Annotated in this window: 25 protein-coding genes; 21 read left to right on the forward strand and 4 right to left on the reverse strand. The window is 34.6% G+C overall.

Translation table 11 applies throughout. From position 1 onward, the window contains the following. The first annotated feature begins 117 nt into the window (after positions 1-117). The 3 genes from ACYSNW_RS04215 to thrB are packed head-to-tail and all read left to right on the forward strand — an operon-like array spanning position 118 to position 3,329. Positions 118-1,407: a homoserine dehydrogenase gene (locus tag ACYSNW_RS04215; RefSeq protein ID WP_461743203.1), complete on the forward strand. Its 1,290-nt coding sequence runs from the start codon at positions 118-120 to the stop codon at positions 1,405-1,407. Between the two features lie 3 nt (positions 1,408-1,410). Next, entirely contained in the window at positions 1,411-2,469 is a 1,059-nt protein-coding gene (gene thrC, locus ACYSNW_RS04220; RefSeq protein ID WP_461743204.1) for a threonine synthase, read from the forward strand. Continuing rightward, the gene (gene thrB / locus ACYSNW_RS04225) at positions 2,466-3,329 is read left to right on the forward strand and encodes a homoserine kinase (RefSeq protein WP_461743205.1); all 864 of its coding nucleotides are present in this window, start codon (positions 2,466-2,468) and stop codon (positions 3,327-3,329) included. The genes thrC and thrB overlap by 4 nt, the downstream gene beginning before the upstream one ends. Positions 3,330-3,478: 149 nt before the next feature. Here the strand turns inward: thrB and ACYSNW_RS04230 are convergent, their stop codons facing one another. Then, complete coding sequence (locus tag ACYSNW_RS04230) at positions 3,479-4,336, reverse strand: pyruvate, water dikinase regulatory protein (RefSeq protein ID WP_461743206.1); 858 nt, start codon at positions 4,334-4,336, stop codon at positions 3,479-3,481. A 99-nt stretch (positions 4,337-4,435) separates the two neighbouring features. Between ACYSNW_RS04230 and ACYSNW_RS04235 the strand changes: the two genes are divergently transcribed. The 12 genes from ACYSNW_RS04235 to ACYSNW_RS04290 all read left to right on the forward strand — a co-directional run bounded on the left by ACYSNW_RS04235 (position 4,436) and on the right by ACYSNW_RS04290 (position 16,157). After that, positions 4,436-4,873 carry a Fur family transcriptional regulator gene (locus ACYSNW_RS04235; RefSeq protein WP_461743207.1) on the forward strand — a complete coding sequence of 146 codons (438 nt, stop codon included), beginning with the start codon at positions 4,436-4,438 and terminating at the stop codon, positions 4,871-4,873. A gap of 251 nt (positions 4,874-5,124) precedes the next feature. Continuing rightward, entirely contained in the window at positions 5,125-5,301 is a 177-nt protein-coding gene (gene rpsU, locus ACYSNW_RS04240; RefSeq protein WP_002356740.1) for a 30S ribosomal protein S21, read from the forward strand. A gap of 27 nt (positions 5,302-5,328) precedes the next feature. Then, the gene (locus ACYSNW_RS04245; protein WP_461743208.1) at positions 5,329-5,781 is read left to right on the forward strand and encodes a GatB/YqeY domain-containing protein; all 453 of its coding nucleotides are present in this window, start codon (positions 5,329-5,331) and stop codon (positions 5,779-5,781) included. Between the two features lie 170 nt (positions 5,782-5,951). Continuing rightward, the gene (locus ACYSNW_RS04250; protein WP_461743209.1) at positions 5,952-6,911 is read left to right on the forward strand and encodes a PhoH family protein; all 960 of its coding nucleotides are present in this window, start codon (positions 5,952-5,954) and stop codon (positions 6,909-6,911) included. 36 nt (positions 6,912-6,947) lie between these two features. Beyond that, complete coding sequence (locus tag ACYSNW_RS04255) at positions 6,948-9,146, forward strand: HD family phosphohydrolase (protein ID WP_461743210.1); 2,199 nt, start codon at positions 6,948-6,950, stop codon at positions 9,144-9,146. Next, positions 9,146-9,622, forward strand: coding sequence for an rRNA maturation RNase YbeY (gene ybeY, locus ACYSNW_RS04260; protein ID WP_461743212.1), 477 nt, complete (start codon positions 9,146-9,148; stop codon positions 9,620-9,622). The genes ACYSNW_RS04255 and ybeY overlap by 1 nt, the downstream gene beginning before the upstream one ends. Continuing rightward, positions 9,606-10,010 (forward strand): diacylglycerol kinase family protein, encoded by a 405-nt coding sequence (locus ACYSNW_RS04265; RefSeq protein WP_461743440.1) that lies wholly within the window; start codon positions 9,606-9,608, stop codon positions 10,008-10,010. Before ybeY ends, ACYSNW_RS04265 begins: the two co-directional genes overlap by 17 nt. 12 nt (positions 10,011-10,022) lie before the next feature. Continuing rightward, positions 10,023-10,925 (forward strand): GTPase Era, encoded by a 903-nt coding sequence (gene era / locus ACYSNW_RS04270; RefSeq protein ID WP_461743213.1) that lies wholly within the window; start codon positions 10,023-10,025, stop codon positions 10,923-10,925. Positions 10,926-11,136: 211 nt separating this feature from the next. After that, positions 11,137-11,934, forward strand: coding sequence for a DNA repair protein RecO (gene recO / locus ACYSNW_RS04275; RefSeq protein WP_461743214.1), 798 nt, complete (start codon positions 11,137-11,139; stop codon positions 11,932-11,934). 296 nt (positions 11,935-12,230) lie between these two features. Beyond that, positions 12,231-13,139, forward strand: coding sequence for a glycine--tRNA ligase subunit alpha (gene glyQ / locus ACYSNW_RS04280; protein WP_461743215.1), 909 nt, complete (start codon positions 12,231-12,233; stop codon positions 13,137-13,139). A gap of 2 nt (positions 13,140-13,141) precedes the next feature. After that, a complete protein-coding gene (glyS, locus tag ACYSNW_RS04285; RefSeq protein ID WP_461743217.1) occupies positions 13,142-15,226 on the forward strand; it encodes a glycine--tRNA ligase subunit beta in 2,085 nt (694 codons plus the stop codon). Between the two features lie 127 nt (positions 15,227-15,353). Continuing rightward, entirely contained in the window at positions 15,354-16,157 is an 804-nt protein-coding gene (locus ACYSNW_RS04290; RefSeq protein WP_461743218.1) for a tryptophan-rich sensory protein, read from the forward strand. Between the two features lie 65 nt (positions 16,158-16,222). Here the strand turns inward: ACYSNW_RS04290 and yidC are convergent, their stop codons facing one another. The 3 genes from yidC to ACYSNW_RS04305 all read right to left on the reverse strand — a co-directional run bounded on the left by yidC (position 16,223) and on the right by ACYSNW_RS04305 (position 18,489). Then, the gene (gene yidC, locus ACYSNW_RS04295; RefSeq protein ID WP_461743219.1) at positions 16,223-17,149 is read right to left on the reverse strand and encodes a membrane protein insertase YidC; all 927 of its coding nucleotides are present in this window, start codon (positions 17,147-17,149) and stop codon (positions 16,223-16,225) included. Positions 17,150-17,708: 559 nt separating this feature from the next. Continuing rightward, positions 17,709-18,170, reverse strand: a complete 462-nt coding sequence (locus tag ACYSNW_RS04300; RefSeq protein WP_461743220.1) for a GNAT family N-acetyltransferase — start codon at positions 18,168-18,170, stop codon at positions 17,709-17,711. Positions 18,171-18,213: 43 nt separating this feature from the next. Next, the gene (locus ACYSNW_RS04305) at positions 18,214-18,489 is read right to left on the reverse strand and encodes an acylphosphatase (RefSeq protein ID WP_461743221.1); all 276 of its coding nucleotides are present in this window, start codon (positions 18,487-18,489) and stop codon (positions 18,214-18,216) included. Between the two features lie 125 nt (positions 18,490-18,614). Between ACYSNW_RS04305 and ACYSNW_RS04310 the strand changes: the two genes are divergently transcribed. The 6 genes from ACYSNW_RS04310 (at position 18,615) to ACYSNW_RS04335 (ending at position 24,524) form a co-directional block, all read left to right on the forward strand. Then, on the forward strand, positions 18,615-19,379 hold the full coding sequence (locus ACYSNW_RS04310; RefSeq protein WP_461743222.1) for a TrmH family RNA methyltransferase: 765 nt from the start codon (positions 18,615-18,617) through the stop codon (positions 19,377-19,379). A 177-nt stretch (positions 19,380-19,556) separates the two neighbouring features. Then, positions 19,557-20,348, forward strand: coding sequence for a 30S ribosomal protein S2 (rpsB, locus tag ACYSNW_RS04315; protein WP_461743223.1), 792 nt, complete (start codon positions 19,557-19,559; stop codon positions 20,346-20,348). A gap of 147 nt (positions 20,349-20,495) precedes the next feature. Next, positions 20,496-21,377, forward strand: coding sequence for a translation elongation factor Ts (gene tsf / locus ACYSNW_RS04320; RefSeq protein WP_461743224.1), 882 nt, complete (start codon positions 20,496-20,498; stop codon positions 21,375-21,377). 203 nt (positions 21,378-21,580) lie between these two features. After that, complete coding sequence (gene pyrH / locus ACYSNW_RS04325) at positions 21,581-22,303, forward strand: UMP kinase (protein WP_461743225.1); 723 nt, start codon at positions 21,581-21,583, stop codon at positions 22,301-22,303. Position 22,304: 1 nt separating this feature from the next. Next, positions 22,305-22,862 carry a ribosome recycling factor gene (gene frr, locus ACYSNW_RS04330; protein WP_461743226.1) on the forward strand — a complete coding sequence of 186 codons (558 nt, stop codon included), beginning with the start codon at positions 22,305-22,307 and terminating at the stop codon, positions 22,860-22,862. Positions 22,863-23,051: 189 nt separating this feature from the next. After that, positions 23,052-24,524, forward strand: coding sequence for an ABC transporter permease (locus ACYSNW_RS04335; protein ID WP_461743227.1), 1,473 nt, complete (start codon positions 23,052-23,054; stop codon positions 24,522-24,524). Positions 24,525-24,527: the final 3 nt, after the last annotated feature.

Here is a 24,527-nt window from a genome sequence, read left to right on the forward strand (position 1 = left end):
TTTCTGTGAAAATTATAAGAAAAGGCTAGTTTTTTTTATGGCGTTTCGGTATACTAGAAACATCTTTATTAGAAAATGATGAAATATTTCTAATTATTAAAGTTGGAGGCTCAAAAAATGAAGGAAAAGTTGAACATTGGGTTATTAGGTTTGGGAACAGTCGGATCTGGTGTACCTACCATTTTACAAGAACACAGAGAAAAGATTTCTCAAGTCACAGGTATGGATATTGTGATTTCCAAAGCTTTGGTACGCGATGAGGCAGAAATGCAACGTCAGTCTAAAGATTTAGGCATTACACTTACGACGGATATCAATGAGATTATTAACGATGACGAAATTCAAATTGTCGTGGAATTGATTGGAAAAGTGGAACCAGCAAAAACCTTCATCACAAGAGCTTTAGAAAATGGAAAGCATGTTGTTACTGCGAATAAAGACTTGTTAGCACAACACGGTAGCGAACTAGTTGCACTCGCTCAAAAGCATCATTGTGATTTATATTACGAAGCAAGTGTTGCGGGTGGTATCCCGATTTTACGCACAATTTCTAATAGTTTAGCAGCAGATGATATTCAAAAGGTTTTAGGAATCGTTAATGGAACAACGAACTACATGTTGACACAAATGGTTTCTGAAAAAAAATCGTATGACCAAGCGCTTAAAGAAGCTCAGGAATTAGGATTTGCTGAATCGGATCCGACAAATGATGTCGATGGAATTGATGCTGCATATAAAATGGTAATTTTAAGTCAATTCGCCTTTGGAATGAACATTACATTAGATCAGGTCGATACTCGTGGAATTCGCGGTCTTTCTTTAGATGATGTAGAAATGGCGAATCACTTAGGTTATGAAATCAAGCTGATTGGTTCTTCTGAAAAGCAAAAAGAAAGTATTTCGGTAGAAGTTGGTCCAATGCTCGTTGCAAAATCTCATCCGATTGCTGCAGTTCGTAATGAATTTAATGCAGTCTTTATCGAAAGTTCTGGTGTTGGTGAATCAATGTATTATGGTCCAGGAGCTGGGGCTAAACCAACAGCAACTAGTGTAGTTAGTGATATTATCACGATTGCAAAAAACATTCGTTTAGGAACCACTGGACATATGTTCAATGCTTACAAGCATGAGACGAAGATTGCAGATAATCAAGATATTACTGGCAAATATTATTTCTCGATTGAAGTGCCAGATAAACAAGGACAAATTTTAGCTTTGACACAGATTATGACTCAAGCAAATGTTAGCTTTGATCAGTTAGTTCAGCAAAAATCTGATGGTATTAGAGCTCGAATAGTAGCAATTACTCACACAATCAGCAAAGAACAAATGCAAACAGTATGCCAAGAAATTCAAGCGGTTGCTGAGTTTGATTTATTAAATACATTTAAAGTACTGGGGGATTAATAGATGTACGAAGGATTATTAACACAATACAAAGAATATTTACCAATCACAGATAAAACACCAATGCTAGGTTTAGCAGAAGGGAATACACCGCTGATTCCATTGAATAACCTATCAAAAGAATTAGGTATTCAATTATATGGAAAATATGAAGGGTTAAATCCAACTGGTTCGTTTAAAGACCGTGGGATGGTAATGGCTGTAGCAAAAGCGGTTGAAGAAGGGGCGAAAGCAATCGTATGTGCTTCAACAGGAAATACGAGTGCCGCAGCTGCGGCTTATGCTACAAGAGCAGGCATTAAAGCGTATGTTGTGATTCCAGATGGTAAAATTGCAATGGGGAAATTAGCACAAGCGATTGTTTATGGTGCTGATATTATTTCAATTCCTGGTAACTTTGATGAAGCACTAAAAGCGGTGCGCGATATTGCGAAAACAGAAGCGGTTGCTTTAGTTAATTCAGTGAATCCTTACCGTCTAGAAGGGCAAAAAACAGCGGCATTTGAAGTTTGTGAACAGTTAGGTCAAGCACCTGATGTATTAGCTATTCCTGTTGGGAATGCTGGAAATATTTCGGCATATTGGAAAGGATTTAAAGAATGGCACGATAAGAAAGGAACGTTACTTCCAAGAATGCATGGATTTGAAGCCGAAGGTGCAGCGGCAATTGTTAAAGGAGAAGTTATTGAAGAACCTGAAACGATTGCAACGGCAATTAGAATCGGTAATCCTGCAAGCTGGAAGTTAGCTGAAGCAGCGCGTGATGAATCTAAAGGATATATCGATGCGGTTACTGACGAAGAGATTTTGAACGCTTATCGTAAAGTAGCGGCTCAAGATGGTGTGTTTATTGAACCTGGATCAGCAGCTTCTTTAGCCGGAGTAATTCAACATGTCAAAAGCGGAAAAATCAAATCAGGCGAAACTGTTGTTGCTGTATTTACTGGAAATGGCTTGAAAGATCCAGACACGGCCATCAATGCAACCGATGTTAAAATTTCTAAAATGAGTGATTTAGAAGATATGCGCTTGCATTTACGTAACGGAGTGGCAAAACTATGAAAATAAGAGTACCCGCAACCAGCGCAAATCTTGGTCCGGGCTTTGATTCTTGTGGAATTGCTTTGTCTCAGTACTTAAATATCAATGTCTTGAAAAATTCTGATACATGGATTATCGAGCATGATTTAGGTGTAGATATTGCTTCCGATGAAACGAATTTATTACTTCAAACGGCATTAAAACTGGCGCCCAATTTAACGCCAAAAGTATTAAAAATGACTTCAGATATACCTTTAGCTAGAGGTTTGGGAAGTAGTTCAAGTGTGATTGTCGCAGGAATTGAATTGGCTAATCGTTTAGGGCAATTAAATTTATCTCAACAAGATAAATTACAAATTGCTACTGAAATTGAAGGGCATCCTGATAATGTGGCACCAGCGATTTGTGGTGACTTTGTCGTTGCCAGTTATGTTGATGGGAAAGTTCATTATGTGAAACACCATTTTCCTCAATGCGACGTAATTGCTTATAGTCCGACCACTCACTTGCTTACCTCAGAAAGTAGAAGTGTTTTACCGATAGAGTTACCGTACAAAGAAGCCGTTCAAGCCAGTGCAATTGCTAATGTAATGATTGCGGCAATTTTGAATGGGAATCTTCCTTTAGCAGGTCAAATGATGGAACAGGATCGCTGGCATGAAATGTATCGAAAAAAATTAGTTCCTCATCTTGATAGAATTCGTCAGTTAAGCCATCAAGTCGGGGTATATGGGGCGTTTTTAAGTGGCGCTGGACCGACAGTGTTGGTTTTATCACCAGAAGGAAAGACGAATCAAATGGTAAAAGAACTAGAGAAGTTAGACAGTTCAGCAGAAATTAGTGTCCTATCTGTCGATCAAGAAGGCGTACAATATTTTTAAACCAATGTGATTCATTAACTAAAAAATTCAGCTTTGAGCAAGTTGGAAATTTTAACTTGATTATCAAAGCTGAATTTTTTTGATTGTTTAAAAAAGTAAAATTTTATCAAAGTAAATAACAAAATAAAGAGGATACTGAAAAGAAAAAATCAATTTTCTACCGTTTCAGTAGAATAATAACTATGATCTTCTAAATTCAATGCATTCAAAATCATAGAAGCTGTTTCTTCAATAGACAACGAAGCTACATTGATAACAACACAACCTAATTTTTCGTATAAGTCATTGGCAAAAGCCAATTCTTTACGGATTTTCTCGATATCAGAATAAGAAGTATCAGCTGGTAATCCATAAGTTCTCATGCGCTCTTTTCGAATTCCGTTTAAAATATTAGGATCATTAGTTAAGCCAACTATTTTTTCAGGATTCGTTTCAAATAATTGTTTTGGTAAATGTGCTTCAGGAATTAATGGTAAGTTAGCCACTTTCAAATTTTTATTTGCTAAGAACAAACTTAATGGTGTTTTTGAAGTTCTTGAAACACCTAATAATAAAACATCTGCTTCTAGGAAACCACGAGGATCTTTTCCGTCATCGTATTTAACAGCAAATTCCATAGCTTCGATTCGTTTGAAATAATTTTCATTCAAATGATGCAAAGCACCTGGTTCTCTTGAAGGTGAAACACCGGTTAACCGTTCGATTTCAAGAACTGGCGGTGTCAAAATATCGAAATGATAAAGATGATGTTCAGTGAAAAATTTATTGGCAATTTTTACTAAGTGATCACTAACAATTGTATGTAAAACCATTGCATTTGCTTCTTTAGCATCTTCTAATGCTTTGATTAAACGTTCTTCCTCCTTAACAAAAGTTCTGCGGTACAAAGAAAATTCAACAGTTGGATATTGTGCCATGGAGGCTGCTGCTAATTTCGAAGCCGTTTCCCCTGCTGAATCAGAAATTACAAAAATCGTTACTGCGTTAGACTGTTCATTTTGAGTCATAGATTCTCTTCCTTTCTTGCTTTTTTTCACTTATTAGTATACCATACCTTTATGAATCTTATTCGTAATGCTTCTGATTTAGAAAAAGGAGTGGATTTTATGCAAAAAAAAACCCAAGTAGAACAATCTTTAGATATCATGAAAGATAATGGACTTAAATATACGAAAAAAAGAGAGTCTATGATTACGTATTTAATTAAACGAAATCGCTATGTTTCGGCGAGAGAAGTTTATGAATATATGAATCAATTATATAAAGGTGTCAGCTATGATACAATTTATCGCAATTTAAATGATTTTGAATCATTTCATCTTGTTGAGATGACAGAATTGAATGGAGAAAAAAAATTTCGTTTCCATTGTTGCAAAGAAATCGGACACCATCATCACTTTATTTGTACAATTTGTGGTAAAACGAAGGAAATTCATATGTGCCCGATGAACTTTTTTAAGGAACAATTAACCGATTGCGAAATAGAAGGTCATCGTTTTGAGATATATGGACGCTGTGAGGAATGTAGCCAATCAACTGAATAGTAGTATCTTTCGTGTTTTCTTAAATCTGTATTTTAAGAAAAAGAGCAATTGATAATACTCTTGCCTATGTTTCAGCAAAAAAACAGAATTTTTTTCTAATTTGAAAATTTTTTTCAGATATTTTCACAACAAAGGTTGACGTTAAAATAACGATTAGCTATAATGAAATAAGAACAGTATTTTGTTTATGAAATATTTTTTCATAAATAAGAAAAACGGTTACTTTTTAAGCTCGGAGGGAGGGAATTAACATGTCAAAAACTGTCGTTCGTAAAAACGAATCTCTTGATGATGCTCTTCGTCGCTTCAAACGTTCCGTTTCAAAAGCGGGTACTTTACAAGAATCACGTAAACGTGAATTCTACGAAAAACCAAGTGTAAAGCGTAAGAAAAAATCTGAAGCAGCTAGAAAACGTAAAAAATTCTAGTTTTTCGATGAATTGGAGCTTATGACTATGTCATTATTGAATCTATTGAATGACGATATCAAAACTGCGATGAAGACTAAAGATAAAGAGACTTTATCCGTTTTACGTATGTTGAAAGCAGCCATTCAAAATGAGCAGATTAAAAGTGGCCGTGATTTGAACGGAGAAGAAGAGTTAACAGTTTTATCTCGCGAGATGAAACAACGTAGAGACTCTTTGTCAGAGTTTGAAAAAGCGGGACGTGATGATCTTGCCGACAAAGCGAAAAATGAAATAACGATTGTTGAAAAATACATGCCAAAACAGCTTTCTGAAGAAGAAATTCAAGCAATTGTGCAAGAAGCGGTTGTGGAAACTGGAGCTACGTCTCCAAGTGAATTTGGTAAAGTTATGGGTGCTGTGATGCCGAAAGTTAAAGGAAAAGCAGACGGTAACCTAGTTAACGCGATTGTTAAGCAAACGTTACAAAAGAATGTCTAAAAGAAGTAACAGATGATTATTCATCTGTTACTTTTTTTGTTTCGGATTATTGAGAACAGATTTTTTTTGCTCTAACAGATTGAGATAACTCTTGAGGGGAAGGGTTTCTTTCTATTCATAAATTGTGGTATTATTATAAGGAATGTAAACATAAAGGAGATGGACTTTTTTTGACAGAAAACCAGTCAACAATGTTGGAACTTAAACTAGATAGTTCAGCCGACATTAGTATGCTTTTGGGTACACATGATAAGCATATAAAATTTTTGGAAGATAATACAAACGTAACAATTAATAGCAGAGGCGAAACAATCCAACTTATTGGTGAAGAAAAGGAAATCAAGATGATTGCGTCAATTTTGGAGGTTCTCCAAATTTTGATTAATCGTGGGATTAAAATTGCAACACCAGATGTTGTTTCTGCCTTAAAATCAGCTCAAAAAGACGAGTTGGATTCATTTTTAGTAATGTATGAAGAGGAAATTCTTAAAGATCATCATGGTCGTGCGATTCGCATTAAAAATGTTGGTCAAAAAAAATATGTAGAAGCAATCAAATCTCATGATATTATTTTTGGTATTGGTCCTGCAGGAACAGGAAAAACCTTTTTAGCTGTTGTAATGGCGATATCCGCTTTGAAAAAAGGTGAAGTCCAAAAAATCATTTTGACTAGACCTGCTGTAGAAGCAGGAGAAAGTTTAGGTTTTTTACCAGGTGATTTAAAAGAAAAAGTAGATCCATATTTACGTCCAGTCTATGATGCTTTGTATCAAATTTTTGGCCTTGAGCATACAAATCGCTTAATGGAACGTGGTGTAATTGAAATTGCTCCTTTGGCCTATATGCGAGGACGAACACTAGAAGATGCGTTTGTGATTTTAGATGAAGCGCAAAATACAACTGTAGCTCAAATGAAAATGTTTTTAACTCGACTAGGTTTTAATTCAAAAATGATTGTCAATGGTGATACAAGCCAAATCGATTTGCCCAAAGGAGTCATGAGCGGTTTGGTTCATGCTGAAAAAATGTTGGCACCAATCAAGAAAATATCTTTTATTAAATTTGATGCCGGAGATGTAGTTAGACACCCAGTAGTAGCAGATATTATACGAGCCTACGAACAAGAATAAACGTATAATGCAACTTTAGGAAAGGGGGATGTTTTTTTGAAGCAATTTCTTTTTAAGCTTCGTGACCGTTTAGGAAAAGCTTACATCCCAGTTTTATTGATTTTCTTTTCAATTTTCCTGTTTGGGGTGATGTTTTCAAATGTCAACCAAAAGCAGATTGAAATTAAGGAAGGTCAATTAGCAGAAAAAGCGATACGAGCTAATAAAAATATCGAGAATACCTATGAAACAAAACAAAAGAAACAACTAGCAGCTGAAGCGGTGACTCCAGAATATACTTATCAATCAGACACTGTAGACATTCAACACAAAAGAATTGAAAAATTATTTGATTTAATTCAGGCTGCAAATGAAAAAGTAGATAAAGATTATAAGGATAAAGTTTCTAAAGCGAAAAAAGATGAAACAATTCCGCAACCGACCATAGAAGAGCGCGTTGCTGCTCTAAAGGCCGAGTTTGAATCTTTAGATCAAGATGAAGTGACATTCTATCAAAAATTCCCTACTGTTTTTTATCAAAATATGTTCTCACTTACTTCAGATCAACTAAATACAGTGGAAATAGAAAGTTTAAAAATCATTGATGAAAAAATGAAAGATCATGTGCGAAATTCTGATTTAGAAAATGTACGTAAAGATGCGATTGAGAAAATTCAATTTCTTGATGTGACCAGTACGATGCAACAGCAGATTCGTTATATTGTTAACGAAGGGATTGTAGCTAATGATTTTGCAAATGATAAGAAAACGGAAGAATTGCGTCAAGCAGCAATGGACGCTGTTCAACCTGTTATGATTTATCAAGGTGAAATCATCGTTAGAGAAGGTTCTCAAATTGATTCAAAAGCAATGGAGAAACTGGAACTATTGGGAATGACGAATCAAAATACGTCGATTTTTCCAATTGTTGCACTGACATTAGCGATTGGTTTACAAATCGCTGTTCTTTTGTTCTTTTCGAAACAAGTTTCTAGAAGTACTGAGCGAGGCTATTTTATCTTGTCTTACGTGGCAGCGATGACGTTGAGTATTTTATTGATGAAATTTTTCCAGATTTTTCAATCGGAACAATTGATGTATATTTCTTTATTTTATCCAGCGGCTTTTACACCTTTGGTACTGAGTTATTTTGTCAATCGAAGGGCTGGAATTCTGGCTGCCGTTTTTCAAGTCGTTTTTTCATTATTTATGTATTACAGTTTAATCGGAACAAACTCATTAACGATTGTTTTAATGGTTTATACGTTTTCTGGATTGCTGGCAACTGTTGTAAAACGAACTAGAATCAGTGAACAGGGAAAGACGGCTGTTTTTTGGGTGATTATTTTTCCGGTATGTATCGATTTTATTTTAGTGATTTATCAAGGGATGACTTTGTTCGATGGAAAAGCTTGGACGATGTTAATTTGTTCTTTTGCAGGAGCTGTCTTTTCTTTTTTGGGAACGATGGGACTTCATCCATACATTGAATTGTTAGTGACAGATGACAGTATTATTGTATTAAATGAGTTAAGTAATCCTAATCATAAATTATTAAAACAACTACTAGAAGAAGCGCCTGGGACTTATCATCATAGTATGATGGTTGCTAGTTTGAGTGCAAATGCCGTCGCGGAAATTGGTGGACGGTCATTATTGACTCGTGTGGCATGTTATTATCATGATATTGGCAAAATCAAACATGCGAATTTCTTTGTGGAAAATTTACCTGCTGGAGCTGAAAATCCGCATAATTTTTTATTGCCAGAAGACAGCAAACAAATTATTTTCGGTCATGTAACGGATGGGGCAAAAATTTTAGAGGACTATCATATGCCGCAGATGGTGATTGACATTTGTCGTCAACATCATGGGACGACTTTGATGAAATTTTTCTATATGAAGGCTAAAGAACGGAATAGTGAAGTGGCAGAATCCGACTATCGCTATCCAGGTCCGCGCCCGCAAACAAGAGAAGCAGGGGTTGTAAGTATTGCAGATACATGTGAAGCGGCAGTTCGTGCGATGGATCAACCAACTAATGATAAAATTAAAGCTTTTGTTCATAATGTGATTCAAGATCGAATTGCTGATGGTCAACTTGATGAATGTGGATTAACTATGCAAGAAATTCGTTTAGTTGAAAAATCACTTGTTAGTGGCTTGTGTAGCACTTTCCATTCTAGAATCAAGTATCCAAAAATGAAATCTGAAGCGGAAGAAATGAAAGAAGAACAAGAAAAGAGAGAAGCTTAATGGACATTACTTTTATTGATGAGACAAAACAAGTTTCTGATGAAACACTTAAAGAAGTAGAAGAACTCTTACAGTTTTCTGGAGATCGTTTGAAAATAGCGGAAGATACAGAAATGTCTGTTACCTTTATGGATAACCAAGCAATCCAAATGATTAATCGTGAGTATCGTAATAAAGACGTGCCGACGGATGTGATTAGTTTTGCTTTAGAAGAAGAAGGAGAGCATGAAATACCTATTCTTTTTGAAGATGAAGGGATTTATTTTCCTAGAAATCTAGGTGATATCATGATTTCCATCGAAAGGGCGCAAGAACAAGCGGAAGAGTATGGTCATAGTTATGAACGAGAACTTGGCTTTTTGGCTGTTCACGGCTTTTTACATCTGAATGGTTATGATCACATGAATCCAGAAGATGAGAAAGAGATGTTCGATCTACAGAAAGAGATTTTAGATGCTTATGGGCTTAAAAGATAATAAACAAACAGGAAAAAACAAACATTTTATTTCTTCACTAGAATTTGCTCTTCAAGGAATCAAGACCGTTTTTGCTGAAGAACGGAATATGCGTACGCACGTTTTGATGGGGGTTGTCGCAATTATTCTTGGTTTTATCGTTAAGTTGAATTTGATGGAGTGGTTATGGTTGTTGTTGGTGATTTTTTTAGTTTGGTTAGTAGAAATCATTAATACCATTTTTGAAAATGTGGTGGACATGGTAACTGATTTTCATTTTCATCCTATCGGAAAGAAAATAAAAGACATGGCTGCTGGGGCAGTATTATTGACAGCATGCTTTGCTTTAATCGTTGGGACTCTTTTATTTTTACCGAAAATTTGGCAAATCGTATTAAATTTATTTTAGAGGAGAACGTATATGACAGAAGCACATAAATCCGGCTTTGTAGCCATCGTTGGTCGACCTAATGTAGGGAAATCAACGCTATTAAATCGTATTGTCGGACAAAAAATTGCGATTATGAGCGATAAAGCACAAACAACAAGAAATAAAATTCAAGGAATTTATACAGTTCCTGAAGCTCAGATTGTTTTTATTGATACACCAGGGATTCATAAGCCAAAACATCGCTTGGGTGATTTTATGGTAGAGACTGCTTATAGCGCTTTAAGAGAAGTCGATGCAGTTTTATTTATGGTTAGTGCGGATCAAAAAAGAGGAAAGGGCGATGACTTTATCATTGAGCGCCTAAAAGCGATGAATAGTCCAGTTTATCTAGTTATCAATAAAATCGATAAAATTCATCCAGATGATTTACTTGCGATTATAGAAGATTATTCTAATCAAATGGATTTTGCTGAAATCGTCCCAATCTCTGCTACAGAAGGCAATAATTTTGACCGTTTAATGTCTCTTTTAGTTGAGCAAATGCCAGAGGGACCACAATATTTTCCAGACGATCAAATCACAGATCATCCAGAATATTTTATTGTTTCTGAGTTGATTCGTGAAAAAGTATTGCTACTGACACGTGATGAGATTCCTCATTCAGTGGCTGTTGTGGTTGATTCTATGAAACGTGATGAGCATGATAAAGTTCATATCCAAGCTACAATTATTGTTGAGCGGGATAGTCAAAAAGGAATTATTATCGGTAAAGGCGGTAAAATGTTAAAACAAGTTGGTACAAAAGCTCGTCTTGATATTGAATACTTACTTGATGATAAAGTTTATTTAGAACTATGGGTGAAAGTCCAAAAGGATTGGCGTGATAAGAAAATTTATCTGCAAGATTTTGGGTATCGTAAAGACGATTATTAATTAAGCTAAAGAATGTTGTGATGAACGTAACCTGTTTTGTTTGTGATTACTCATGAAAATAAAGTGAGTCGATGACACTTGATAGCGGCTTGGTTTTTGAAGTGAAACAGGTGTGTCTCAATTTCATCATAAAGAATGAAAAGGTTGTGATCAAACATTCAAGGTTTGACCCAACCTTTTTTCAACCATAGGAAGCAAAGAGGTGAAGTAGTTGGTTGCTGGTGAATCGAAAGGAATTATTTTGTTCACGAAGGATTATAAAGAAAAAGATAAACTAGTAAAAATTTTTACTGAATCATATGGTAAGTTAATGTTTTTTGTAAAAGGGGCGCACCGAAAAAATAATCCGATTTCTGCAGCAATTTTACCTTTTACAGAAGCTGTTTTTATTGGTGAATTTAAAGATCAAGGGTTATCTTTTCTAAATAGTAGCAAAGAAGTGAAGCCGTTTTTAACGATTCAACAAGATATTTTTATCAGTGCCTACGCGACTTATCTTTTAAATTTGGTCGATGTAGCGATTGAGGATCGGGTCTATGATCCCAATCTATTTCATTTTGTTGAACAAGCGCTGATGTTACTGAATGACGGGAAAGATGCTGAAATTATTACCAATATTTTTGAAATCCAATTGCTAAATCGCTTCGGAGTCTCACCAAATTGGAGTCATTGTAGTATTTGCGGTGAAACAAATGGCAAATTTGATTATTCTTCTAAATATAGTGGTGTTTTGTGTGAACGACATTGGTTATCTGATGATCATCGATACCATGCGGATCCTAAAGCAATTCATTTTATCCGTCTTTTTGCAGCTATTTCCTATGACAATGTTCAAAATATTACGTTGAAATCTGAAACGAAAACAGCAATTCGAACGACGATTGATGAATTATATGATGAATATGTTGGAATCTATTTGAAAAGTAAAAAGTTTATTGATCAGATGAAGCAATGGGAAGATGTATTAAAATTACCACCCCGAGAAGAGGGAAATAAGCTAGATCAATGATAGGTCGGACAATTCTATAAAAACCGTTTGACAATCAGAGAATCTACGTTTATTATAAATAGTAATTGAATAAGTATGATGAGAAAGAAAAGTAAAAAGATTTTGTTATTCAAGCGAGTTTGGGGTCGTGTAAGCCAAACAATAACGACTTTTGAACAGGCGCTTTTGAGTACGAGCAATGAAGCTGCCGATTACTGGTAATCGGAAGTAGGGTGGAACCGCGATTATTCGTCCCTATGTCTAGATAGACATAGGGACTTTTTTATATTTTATTAACTATTTCGAGGAGGATTATAGTGAAAAAAACAATGACTGTACAAGAAATGATTTTAACGCTACAACAATTTTGGTCTTCAAATGGCTGTATGTTGATGCAAGCTTATGATACGGAAAAGGGAGCTGGAACCATGAGCCCTTATACCTTTTTACGAGCAATTGGACCAGAACCTTGGAATGCTGCTTATGTAGAGCCTTCAAGACGTCCAGCTGATGGGAGATATGGTGAAAATCCTAATCGACTTTACCAACATCACCAATTTCAAGTAGTAATGAAACCTTCTCCTGGAAATATTCAAGAACTTTACTTAGAGAGTCTACGTTTGTTAGGAATCGATCCATTGGCTCATGATATTCGTTTTGTCGAAGATAACTGGGAAAATCCTTCAATGGGATGTGCTGGTTTAGGTTGGGAAGTATGGTTAGATGGGATGGAAATTACTCAATTTACTTACTTCCAACAAGTGGGCGGCTTACCTTGCCATCCGGTAACTTCTGAAATTACTTATGGTATTGAGCGACTTGCTTCGTATATTCAGGAAGTAGAGAGTGTCTATGAGTTAGAGTGGACAAATGACGTTAAATATGGCGAAATTTTCAATCAACCGGAGTATGAACATTCGAAATATTCATTTGAAATTAGTAATCAAGAAATGCTTTTAGAAAATTTTGAAAAATTTGAAACTGAAGCGAAACGTTGTATTGATGAAAATCTAGTTCATCCAGCCTATGATTATATTTTAAAATGTAGTCATACATTTAACTTACTGGATGCCAGAGGAGCTGTTTCTGTGACGGAACGAGCAGGTTATTTAGCTAGAATTCGTAATATGGCGAAAGCAGTCGCAAAAATATTTGTTGCTGAACGTAAAAAGCTAGGCTATCCATTGTTAGCGAAAGATTCTACCGTTGTTAAGGAGGCTGAATAAAGATGGCAAAAGACTTATTACTTGAAATCGGCTTAGAAGAAATGCCTGCACATGTAGTTACACCAAGTCGTTTACAATTAGAACAAAAAATAGTCAAATTTTTAGATGAAAATAATTTAGCTTATGAAACAGTGCAAAGTTTTTCAACACCTAGACGTTTAGCAATCCGCGTTACTCAACTTCCTGAACGCCAAGAAAATACAGAAGAAGAAGTTAAAGGTCCTGCTAAAAAAATCGCATTGGATGCTGAGGGGAATTGGACAAAGGCTGCAGAAGGCTTTGTTCGTGGTCAAGGGACAACAACAGATGCGATTATCTTTAGAGAATTAAATGGTGTCGAGTATGTTTATGTAACGAAATACAATCATGGGAAAGAATCAATTGATGTTTTAACAGGTTTGAAAGAGGTTATTACAAACCTTGTTTTCCCAGTTACTATGCACTGGGGTAATCATGATTTTGAATACATTCGTCCAATTCATTGGATTATTGCTTTGTTAGATGATCAAGTGATTCCATTTTCAATTTTGGATGTTGAAACAAGTAATCATTCAGAAGGTCACCGCTTTTTGGGAGATCGAGTAACAATTTCAACCCCTAAAGATTATGAGGAAGCGTTAAAAGCTCAATTTGTAATTGTAGATCCAGTGGAAAGAAAACAATTAATTGTTGATCAAGCTGAAGCAATTGTGAAAAAAAATCGTTGGTCTTTAGATTTAGATCAAGAGTTATTAGAAGAAGTGACCAATTTGGTTGAATACCCAACAGCCTTTGTGGGCAGCTTTGATGAAAAATATCTTTCTGTACCTGAAGAAGTTTTGATTACTTCGATGAAAGAACATCAACGTTATTTTGATGTTCACAGTGAAACAGGCTTGTTATTACCGAATTTTATTTCGGTTCGTAATGGTGACCATGTCCATCTTGAAAATGTTATTAAAGGAAATGAAAAAGTACTGATTGCTCGTTTAGAAGATGCTGAATTTTTCTATAATGAAGATAAAAAATTAACAATCAATGATTGTGTTGAAAAATTAAAACAAGTGACATTCCATGAAAAAATCGGTACGATTTATGAAAAAATGTTACGAGTTGGGATTATAAGCCAAATCTTAGGGGAAGAAATCGGCTTATCAACAGAAGAATTAGAAGATTTGAAACGTGCTTCAGAAATTTATAAATTTGATCTTGTGACAAATATGGTTGGTGAATTCCCTGAATTACAAGGAATTATGGGTGAAAAATACGCTCTACTTCAAGGCGAAAAAGCGAGTGTTGCTACAGCAATTCGTGAACATTATTTGCCAACTTCTAGTGAAGGAGAGCTACCTGTTTCAACAATCGGGGCTGTTTTAGCAATCGCAGATAAATTAGACAGTGTCTTTTCATTCTTCGCTGTTGGCATGGTGCCGAGTGGTTCTAATGATCCGTATGCACTTCGTCGTCAAACGTATGGAGTCATTCGAATTGTTGAAGATAGAGATTGGGAATTCCCATTGGTTCAATTACAGCAAGAAATTGATCAAGTCGTAAATGCTGATGTCCAAACATTTGGGATCCAATTATTGAGTGGACAAGAAGAAGTTATTGAATTTGTTAAAGCTAGATTACGTCAATTATTACTTTCAAAAGATGTTCGTCATGATGTCATCGAGGCAGTAATTAATGCTGAACAAAAAGACTTATCTAAATTGTTTGAGTCTGCTAGGATTTTGAAAAAACACTTAGTTGATGACGAATTTAGACCTTCTGTTGAAGCATTAACTCGAGTGATTAATTTAGCTAAAAAAGCGCGTGAAAAGAATGGCGCTACTTCACTAACTGTTACTCCTGAATTATTTGAAAATGATTCAGAAAAAGCGTTGTATCAAGCGGTTACTAAGTTAGAAGCTGAGTTTAAGGACAATACAGTAGCTGAAAATTATCAAGCATTGGTTCAATTGAGACCGTTAATTGAAGCGTATTTCGATCAAACCATGGTTATGGCGGAAGATGAAAAAATTCGTCAAAATCGTTTGAATCAACTTGATAGAATTGCTAAAATGGCTCTTTCTGTTGCAAGCTTAGATTTGCTGATTGTAAAATAAAAAGCTGAATTTTTTTATAATATTTTGAACTGTGATACGATTATTTTATCAATAGATAAGGTAATCGTATTTTTTGTGCAAAATAACGTTGCATGATTAGCTAAACATCAGAAAGGAGTCAAAAAAAATGAAGAAAAATAATTTGTTTGGAACTAAGTTAATGGTCACTATTACGTTTATAGCAATGATTTTAGCAAATGCAGCAGCAGTATTATTGCCAGTAAACGGACTAACAACGCAAGAAGTATCTGATAAATATGCGAATCTTTTTGCGCCAGCAGGAATTACGTTTTCAATTTGGTCAATCATTTATCTTTTTGTTGCAGGATTTACTATTTATTTTTGGAAAGATTCAAGTGATTCAGTTTTGGCGAATAAAGACTTGAAAAGAAGACTGGGAATATTAGTTATTATTTCATCTATTTTAAATAGTATTTGGTTATTTGCTTGGCAATATCTATTTTTAAGCTTGTCAGTCATTATTATGTTAGCGTTATTAGTTACCTTAATTATAATTAATTTAGAAATAGGAAAGTATCGGTTTAATACAAAAGAGTACATTCTCGTTCGTTTACCCTTTAGCATTTATTTTGGTTGGATAACCGTAGCAACAATCGCAAATATTACAGCTTTTGTAGTAAGTAAAAATATTACACTATTTCAGGATCACCAAGTCTTATGGACAATCATTATTTTACTAGTTGGCCTTGTGATTGCGGGAGCCACTATCTTGAAAAATAAAAATATAGCTTATGGATTGACAGTCATTTGGGCTTATGCAGGAATTTTGATTAAGCACCAGTCCAGCTCAGGTTGGAACAAAGAGTATCCAGCTGTCAGTATAACTGTGATGATTTGCTTAGTGGCACTGATTGTTTTATGTTTAACGCAAGTGTATTTACGATTTAAAACAAGTAATGATATTGATTGATTTAAAAAAAATGACGAGTCGGAAAATTATTTTCTAATTTTCGAGCTCGTCGCTTTTTTCATGAATTATTTATTTCTATTTTGTTTTCCTGCATTTCTACCTTTTGTATTGGTATTTAGATTGTTATTTTTGGGACTACTTTTTTCAGTTGGCGTAACATCTTTGATTGGTGTTACCACTTGTTTTGGCGGATTATTTTTTAATTCTTCCGCTACTTGGGCTTTGATTCTCGGTCTTAATAAAACATTTGTGATGAATGTTTGAATACATGAGAAAATACCACCGACTACCCAGTATAAGGTTACTCCTGCTGGTGAGCTAAATGACATGAAAACAATCATCAACGGGGAGACAATCAACATTGATTTCATTGTTTTCTTTTGTTCTTCAGGAATACCAATTGTTGAAATATAGCCTTGAATTAGGTAGGAAATACCAGCTAAAGCAACAAAGACTAAACTAGGATCACCTAAATTGACCCCTAAAAATTGTGCATCAGAAATCCCTTGAGTGTAACGAGCTGCAAAGAATAGAGCTGAGAAAATAGGCATTTGAATTAATAATGGTAAACAACCAATACCACCCATCATGCTCATATTATTTTCTTTGTAAATCTGTTGAATCTCGGCTTGAGCTTTCATTTGTTCATCGCGATCTGTTGCTGCTTTTAATTTTGCTTGTGCCACATCTAGCTGTGGTTTGATCGCTTGCATTTTTTCTGTCTGAACTAGACTTTTCTTGGATTGGCTTAATCCAAGCGGCATAATGATGATTCGAACAATGATGGTGATAAAAATAATCGCCCAACCATAATTCCAATTGAAGTTCTCTACTAGATAGGTAATGATGTTACTCATAGGTTTAACTAAAAAGTTGTAAACAATTCCTTCGCCTGTAGGCTGACCATCTTTACCAGTTTTTACACAGCCTGATAAAAATAAAAGGAGCGTGAATAAACCAGAACTTAATAACCATTTGTTTAGTTTTCGCATTTTTTTCTTTCCTTTACATCAAAATTTACACAAGGTTAACTATACTTGAAAACGGGTCTTTTTTCAATGGAAAATGAAAATTGACTTCAAATTATCCAAAGATAATCGAAAACAAATAATTTCTTTTTGAGGTTCTACTTGTGAGAAGAGTTACTCGCAAAAGGATTAAATTTTGTTAAATATTAATTGCATCTAAAGTTTTTATGGATAGAAACTCCTTATCAGTTTGATTCTCTGATGTATTGCTTTTAGTGAAAATAATTGATTTTAAATCGAGGGGAAAATTTATACAGAACAAATACTAGATAGCGATAGATTGAAAAAGATAAATTAAAATGATTTAATGTTGAATAGAAATTTTTTATGCTTCTAGGCAGATCTAACAATATATACTAGTATAGTTATTCCAGATAAGTTAATCATTTTCCAAGTTACCGTTTATTTCTTGAAAATTATTTGGAACTGAGCCGGTGAAAAACGGTTGTAATTGCCTTATAGTTGATCCAATGTACATATAGAGTTTGAAGAAAATTCATTCTATTTTTGACTACCCAATTTTTCAAATAGATGTCGATGCAAACAATATAAGCGAGTCTTCAGATGAGGTGAAATTATTTTGTAAATAAAATTTTTCTGCTGGAGTTTCTCGGTCTGTATCCAAAATAATAGTGGGAATCTGTCTTTCCGATAGGTTTGTTTTAATAGCACTCAAAAAAATTTTCCCAAGTCCCTTTTGTTGATGGTCAGTCAAAATATAAAAAGTATCCATGTGATACTCTATTCCTTTATACCAAGGTCGAACAAAACCAAGTGCGCAACCCACAATACGATTTTCTAAACGATCTTCAAAAATATAGCCTAGAAAGGTGTTCATCTTAGATAGTTGTTTTAGATAACTTTCAATCTGAGGAACTGTTAAGTCATCATTCCAAGGTTCAGAAGAAAAAACATCAATGTAACTAGCAACTACTAAATCAAAATCCTCTTCTACATAAGATCTGATAGTATAAATAGTTGTCATAAAAATTCCTCGCTTCGTAAATTGATTTAATAGATTTCAAAAATTAATTAGTTACTTTAAATGAATGAAAATCATCTAAAAAAGGATCTTCTTGAATGTCAACATAAGTTACTCGACCAGCTGGACTAGGTGAATCTTTTACTTTTTCGATAAATAAGCGTATTTGTTCCTCATCACCAATTGCTTCAATTGAAACAGAACCATCATCTTCATTTCTGACTGTACCATAGATATCTAATTGATCAGCAACCATTTTAGTCATATAGCGAAAACCGACACCTTGAACTCTTCCTTGAACATTCATGCGAATCTTTCTCATTAGAGGACACTCCTTTACAATTATTATTATAATCATGATAGCGACTTTTTCTCTTTCCTGCAAGTAGCAGACAAACTTTAGAATTTCCCTTAATTCATGCTATAATAAAAATGAGGTGTATACAATTGAAAGAAATTATGTCTAATAAAAATGAATTAGTGAAAGAAATCAAAAAGTTACATAAGAAAAAAAATCGTGATAGCCAAAAACAATTTATAATTGAAGGGTTTCACCTAATCGAGGAAGCAGTCAAAGCCAATGCTGCAATAAACTGGATTTTTGTAAGTAAAAATAGAAACGCTGAATGGCTCCCATGGCTTGAACAACAAGATAATGAAAAAATAATTTTTGCAAGTGAAGAGGTCATCAAGTCCTTATCTGAATTACCAACGTCTCAAGGAATTTTAGCAGTTGTGACAATGAATGAAGATCAGTTTAGTGGGGATTTTGAAGGTAGCTGGCTTTTGTTGGATAATGTTCAAGATCCAGGAAATGTTGGCACTATGATTCGAACAGCCGATGCAGCTGGTTTTAATGGCGTTGTAATAGGCGAAGGGACAGCCGATATTTACAGTACAAAAGTCCTACGATCCATGCAAGGAAGTAATTTTCATCTTCCAATTTTAAGAAGTAATCTATCAATTGTAGTAGATTCTTTTTTAACAAAGAATAAACCAATTTATGGTACGGAATTGAACGAAGAAGCAGTTATCTATAATACAATTCCTAAACAAGAATCTTTTGGTCTAATTTTAGGCAACGAAGGTCAAGGGGTTTCAAAAGAATTGTTGGCAAAGACTACCAAAAATATATACATTCCAATCAAAGGACAAGCGGAATCATTGAATGTGGCTATTGCTGCTGGGATTTTAATGTATCAATTAAAATAATAAAAAAAGTTGAAATTGACAATTATTTATTGTATACTATTAAAGGTGTGATAATTATACGCACTAAAATCCACATCCTTGTTTGATTTATTGAGCGGTGCTGCGATTCAAGCAGTTCTTGATAAAGTTGAGAACAGGAGAGGGAAAAATAAAAAACCAATTGGAGGAAACACAAAAATGGCAGTAATTAGCATGAAACAATTACTAGAAGCCGGCGTACACTTTGGTCACCAAACTCGTCGCTGGAACCCAAAAATGAAGAGATATATCTTCACAGAAAGAAACGGAATCTACATCATTGACTTACAAAAAACAGTTAAATTAGTAGATGCTGCATATGATTACATGAAAAATGTTGCTGAAGAAGGCGGAGTTGCTTTGTTCGTAGGAACAAAAAAACAAGCGCAAGAAGCAATTAAAGATGAAGCAATTCGCTCAGGTCAATATTTCGTTAATCACCGTTGGTTAGGTGGAACATTGACAAACTGGGATACTATCCAAAAACGTATCAAACGTTTGAAAGATATCAATAAAATGGAAGAAGATGGAACATTTGACGTTCTTCCTAAAAAAGAAGTTGTTGGATTAAACAAACAACGTGATCGCTTAGAAAAATTCTTAGGCGGTATCGCTGATATGCCTAGAATTCCAGATGTAATGTACATTGTTGACCCTCGTAAAGAACGTATTGCTGTTCAAGAAGCTCAAAAATTGAACATCCCAATCGTAGCAATGGTTGATACAAACTGTGATCCTGATGAAATCGATGTAGTGATTCCATCAAATGACGATGCAATTCGTGCCGTTAAATTGATTACTGCTAAAATGGCTGATGCGTTCATCGAAGGAAACCAAGGTGAAGATCAAGTAGTTGAAGAATTATTTGTTGAAGCAACAACTGACGAAGCAACTTCTATCGAAGAAATCGTTGATGTTGTTGAAGGCGATAATACAGAAGCAGCTGAATAATTTAACAAAAGATAGAGAAGCGAAGCTATTCGTTTGACTAAGAAATTGAACTGGAGCTATCTCAAAGGCTAGGCGAAAAAGCCTGATTCTCCTTTGAGGTAGCTTTTTTTAAACAATGAACGACTACTTGAGGAGGAACATAATAAAATGGCAAATATTTCAGCAAAATTAGTAAAAGAATTACGCGACATGACTGGTGTCGGTATGATGGATGCAAAAAGAGCATTAGTAGAAGTAGAAGGAAACATGGATGCAGCTGTTGACTATTTACGTGAAAAAGGAATGGCTAAAGCAGCTAAGAAAAATGATCGTGTAGCAGCTGAAGGTTTAGCAAATGTTGCAACAAATGGCAACTTTGCTGCAATCGTTGAAGTAAACTCTGAAACAGACTTTGTTTCTAAAAATGAAATGTTCCAAGATTTAGTTAAAAAAATTGCAACTGAAATTGCAACAAATAAACCTAAATCAATGGAAGAAGCATTAGCATTAAAAACAGACAAAGGAACAATTGAATCTGAAATCATCGAAGCAACAACTGTAATTGGTGAAAGAATCAATTTCCGTCGTTTTGAATTAGTTGAAAAAGCAGATAATGCAGCATTTGGTTCATACTTGCACATGGGTGGACGTATTGCGGTATTGACTGTTTTAGATGGAACAACTGACGAAGAAGTTGCTAAAGATGTTGCAATGCATGTAGCAGCGATTAACCCTCGTTATGTAGATGAGTCACAAATTCCTGCAGCTGAATTAGAGCATGAAAAAGCAATTTTATCTGAACAAGCATTAAATGAAGGCAAACCAGCGAACATCGTTGAAAAAATGGTTATTGGCCGTTTGAATAAATTTAAAGCGGAAATTTCATTAGTTGACCAACCTTTCGTTAAAGATCCTGACATGACTGTTGAAAAATATGTTGCTTCTAAAGGAGCTACAGTTAAATCATTTACTCGCTTCGAAGTTGGCGAAGGAATTGAAAAACGTGAAGATAACTTTGTTGATGAAGTTATGAGTCAAGTGAAAAAATAATTAAAATCAATTAGGTAAAGTAGAAGATAGGATGCTTATTTAGTTAGTGAAGTGACTTAAATAATTTAAGCTAGTAATTTTTACTTTCCTATCGGGAACGCATGCAAATGCGCTCCCTTTTTTTAGGCAATTACTTAAAATAGACTGATAGAAAAACAAAGTTATGGTAAAATGTTCATAGAGAATGGTGGAGGTAAAAGCAAATGGTAAAACCTAAATATCAACGCGTTGTATTAAAGTTAAGTGGCGAAGCTTTAGCTGGAGAAGAGGGTTTTGGGATCAAACCTCCCGTAATCACAGATATTGTAAAAGAAATTAAAGAGGTCCACGAATTAGGGATCGAGATGGCGATTGTTGTTGGTGGTGGAAATATTTGGCGCGGACAGATTGGCGCTCAAATGGGAATGGAACGAGCACAAGCAGATTATATGGGAATGTTAGCAACTGTAATGAATGCTTTAGCTTTACAAGATACTCTAGAAAATATCGGTGTACCAACTCGTGTTCAAACATCAATTGAAATGCGTCAAATCGCAGAACCGTATATTCGTCGTCGTGCGGAAAGACATTTAGAAAAAGGACGGATTGTTATTTTTGCCGGTGGAACTGGAAATCCTTATTTTTCAACGGATACCACAGCTGCCTTACGTGCAGCTGAAGTTGGTGCAGATGTTATTTTAATGGCGAAAAATAATGTGGATGGTGTTTATTCTGCTGATCCTAAATTAGATGCAAATGCTGTGAAATTTGAAGAATTAACTCATCTTGATGTGATTTCTAAAGGACTTCAAGTGATGGATTCAACAGCCAGCTCGTTAAGTATGGACAATGATATTCCACTAGTCGTTTTTAATTTGAATGAATCAGGTAATATTCGCCGCGCATGTCTTGGAGAAAATATCGGAACAACTGTAAGGGGGAAATAAAATGAGTGCTACAATTTTAGCAACTGCAAAAGAAAAGATGAATAAAGCGGAACAAAGTTTACAAAGAGAATTTGGTCAAATTCGTGCAGGACGCGCAAATGCTAGTTTACTAGATCGTATTCAAGTTGACTATTATGGTGCATTGACGCCTGTAAACCAAATTGCTTCTATCAATATTCCAGAAGCAAGAATTTTGATGATTACACCCTTTGATAAAAATTCATTAGAAGACATTGAGAAAGCAATTCAAGCAAGCGATATCGGCATTAGTCCTACTAATGACGGAAATGTTATTCGCTTAGTGATTCCTCAACTTACGGAAGAACGTAGAAAAGAATTAGCTAAAGAAGTGAAAAAATTAGCTGAAAATGCGAAAGTTGCGGTTCGTAATATTCGTCGTGATGCAATGGATGATTTGAAGAAAAAACAAAAGAGTAATGAAATCACTGAAGATGAATTACGTTCTTTTGAAAAAGATGTTCAAAAATTAACAGATGATAGTGTAAATGAAATCGATAAAATTACTTCTGAGAAAGAAAAAGAATTGTTAGAAGTATAAAATGAAAAAAAGAAACTTCTCATGAGGAGTTTCTTTTTTTTTGGCTCTGTTTAAACAATATATCAAATTTTTTAGGTATCTATCAAATAAATGGTGTAGATTCAATAATTTTGAAAAAATGCCTTGTTTCTATATCCTACTTATGAAATAATTAGACAATCAGTAGATTTCTGATAAGGAGATGAGAAAGTGAATTTTATTAAAAGAGCGTTGTGCAGTGTAACAAGAAAAAAAGGTAAATCCTTGATTTTATTTGCAGTGATTTTTGTTTTAGGAAATGTCATTGCTGGAGCGATTGCGATTCAACAATCTACACAAAATGTTGAAAAAAATATTAAACGAGAATTAGGTGGATTAGCAACAGTTGAAATGGATTATGAAAATAATCAAGATGAGATGATGGATCCAGAATTTATACCAGAAAATTTAACCCCTGAATTGATTAACAAAATTGGAAACTCACCCTATGTGAAATATTATGATTACAATTCATTAGGTTGGGTACAAACTGAAAAATTGAAGTCTGCAACAATTGAGCAATCTGAAGAGGAAGGTGGTACGTTTTTTTCGCAAGATCAATTTAGTTTAAAAGGCTCAAATTTTAATAAAATATTAGACATAGAAGAAAAGAAAATTCAACTAGTAGATGGCTCTGTTTTTACGCAAGAAGATATCGATAAAGGCACTAATAATGTGTTGATTTCTGCTAAAGTAGCTGAAACCAATGGACTTTCCGTAGGTGATCAAATGATTATAGATTATTGTTCTTTTGAATACAATAGTGAAAATGAAGCGAAAAAATTATATTCACTCGATTTGCCAGTTAAAATTATCGGTATTTTTGAACCAACAACAGTCGAATTAAAAGACAAGAAGAAGGAACAAAATGAGCAGGAACAGATGAATCAACAATTTCTTTCAATGGAACAGATGAATACAATTTACATGACAAATCAAGAAGTCGATGATATCAATAAGCAAATAATGGAAAAAGATGCAAAAGAAAGATCTGAAGATATTGGCCAAATGGAAAATACCTATGTTCCTACCTACGTTTTAAATAGTCCAGATGATGTGGACGCCTTTAAACAAGAAACCGAACCATTATTGCCTAAAATGTATAAAGTTAGAGCTTCTACTGATCAATACGATCAAGTCGGTGGCAGCATGAAAAAAATGGCAAAAATTTCAGGATATGTAGTATTCATTGCAGTTTTTGCTGCATTGTTGATTATTTCTCTCGTTGTTCTCTTATTTATGAGAGATCGTAAGCATGAGTTAGGTATTTATCTTTCATTAGGGGATAAAAGAAGTCACGTAATGGGACAAATTATTATTGAAATGCTTTTGATTAGTGGACTTGCTTTAGTTCTTTCATTGATTACGGGTAATTTCTTAGGAAAAGCTGTTTCTGAGTCGTTACTAAATAGTGATTTATTAAGTACTGCTCAAAATCAGACAGATATGATGTACTATGGCATTAGTAACACTTTAGGAATGAATGATTTGACTAGCCAAGAAATTTTAAGTGCATATGAAGTGAAATTCTCACTAGCCTATATTATCAGTTATTTATTAGTAGGCTTAGGTACGGTCTTGCTTTCAGCAGTATTACCATTAGTTTATATTGTTCGTTTAAATCCAAAGAAAATAATGATGTAGGGG

The sequence above is a fragment of the Enterococcus sp. LJL99 genome, assembly GCF_054871725.1.

What these genes read in the sequence shown, in the direction of transcription:
- ACYSNW_RS04215 (WP_461743203.1), top strand. Translation starts at nt 118, where the DNA reads ATGAAGGAAAAGTTGAACATTGGGTTATTAGGTTTGGGAACAGTCGGA.
- thrC (WP_461743204.1), top strand. Translation starts at nt 1,411, where the DNA reads ATGTACGAAGGATTATTAACACAATACAAAGAATATTTACCAATCACA.
- thrB (WP_461743205.1), top strand. Translation starts at nt 2,466, where the DNA reads ATGAAAATAAGAGTACCCGCAACCAGCGCAAATCTTGGTCCGGGCTTT.
- ACYSNW_RS04230 (WP_461743206.1), bottom strand. Translation starts at nt 4,336, where the DNA reads ATGACTCAAAATGAACAGTCTAACGCAGTAACGATTTTTGTAATTTCT.
- ACYSNW_RS04235 (WP_461743207.1), top strand. Translation starts at nt 4,436, where the DNA reads ATGCAAAAAAAAACCCAAGTAGAACAATCTTTAGATATCATGAAAGAT.
- rpsU (WP_002356740.1), top strand. Translation starts at nt 5,125, where the DNA reads ATGTCAAAAACTGTCGTTCGTAAAAACGAATCTCTTGATGATGCTCTT.
- ACYSNW_RS04245 (WP_461743208.1), top strand. Translation starts at nt 5,329, where the DNA reads ATGTCATTATTGAATCTATTGAATGACGATATCAAAACTGCGATGAAG.
- ybeY (WP_461743212.1), top strand. Translation starts at nt 9,146, where the DNA reads ATGGACATTACTTTTATTGATGAGACAAAACAAGTTTCTGATGAAACA.
- ACYSNW_RS04265 (WP_461743440.1), top strand. Translation starts at nt 9,606, where the DNA reads ATGGGCTTAAAAGATAATAAACAAACAGGAAAAAACAAACATTTTATT.
- era (WP_461743213.1), top strand. Translation starts at nt 10,023, where the DNA reads ATGACAGAAGCACATAAATCCGGCTTTGTAGCCATCGTTGGTCGACCT.
- glyS (WP_461743217.1), top strand. Translation starts at nt 13,142, where the DNA reads ATGGCAAAAGACTTATTACTTGAAATCGGCTTAGAAGAAATGCCTGCA.
- ACYSNW_RS04290 (WP_461743218.1), top strand. Translation starts at nt 15,354, where the DNA reads ATGAAGAAAAATAATTTGTTTGGAACTAAGTTAATGGTCACTATTACG.
- yidC (WP_461743219.1), bottom strand. Translation starts at nt 17,149, where the DNA reads ATGCGAAAACTAAACAAATGGTTATTAAGTTCTGGTTTATTCACGCTC.
- ACYSNW_RS04300 (WP_461743220.1), bottom strand. Translation starts at nt 18,170, where the DNA reads ATGACAACTATTTATACTATCAGATCTTATGTAGAAGAGGATTTTGAT.
- ACYSNW_RS04305 (WP_461743221.1), bottom strand. Translation starts at nt 18,489, where the DNA reads ATGAGAAAGATTCGCATGAATGTTCAAGGAAGAGTTCAAGGTGTCGGT.
- rpsB (WP_461743223.1), top strand. Translation starts at nt 19,557, where the DNA reads ATGGCAGTAATTAGCATGAAACAATTACTAGAAGCCGGCGTACACTTT.
- tsf (WP_461743224.1), top strand. Translation starts at nt 20,496, where the DNA reads ATGGCAAATATTTCAGCAAAATTAGTAAAAGAATTACGCGACATGACT.
- pyrH (WP_461743225.1), top strand. Translation starts at nt 21,581, where the DNA reads ATGGTAAAACCTAAATATCAACGCGTTGTATTAAAGTTAAGTGGCGAA.
- frr (WP_461743226.1), top strand. Translation starts at nt 22,305, where the DNA reads ATGAGTGCTACAATTTTAGCAACTGCAAAAGAAAAGATGAATAAAGCG.